The sequence below is a fragment of the Treponema sp. R80B11-R83G3 genome, assembly GCF_054786115.1.
Genome location: NZ_BDHF01000561.1, coordinates 1 through 390 on the forward strand (window position 1 = coordinate 1; position 390 = coordinate 390).

The 390-nt window shown below is 49.2% G+C and carries 1 protein-coding gene and 1 pseudogene; both read left to right on the forward strand.

Annotated elements, in window-relative coordinates:
• Window positions 1-199 (forward strand): annotated as a pseudogene (locus ACYVRH_RS14970) (phage portal protein); the annotation flags it as partial.
• The coding region (locus ACYVRH_RS14975; protein ID WP_461257648.1) for a hypothetical protein at window positions 196-390 on the forward strand (195 nt) is incomplete at its 3' end. The pseudogene ACYVRH_RS14970 and the gene ACYVRH_RS14975, both read left to right, overlap by 4 nt.

Below are 390 nucleotides of genomic sequence, written 5' to 3' on the forward strand. Positions count from 1 at the left end.
CTTGTGGGATATTCCGGAACTTCAAGAGAGCGAGGACGCGCAGAGCAAAAGGGACATAGCGGAGGTTAACGCGGGAATTAAAACAATAAATGACGTTTTGAAAGAACGGGGCAAGGAATTAAAACCGTGGGGGGACGTATGGCACAGGCCGAAGAATTTGATCGCAACTGGCGGTTGCGGCGGGGAGGGTAAATTATGACAGGGGGGACATTGGTAGTTACGAGGGCTGGCACGCTACGAGCGTACTACAAAAGACGGTTTGAAGAGTTAGGCTTCAAAAATGTAACAGTTACCGGAAAGGACAAGGACGGCCTGAATATGCTTATCCGGAAAACAACGCCTGACACTGTTATTATCGGCGCGAGTTTTTACAGTTGCTGTACGCCGTAT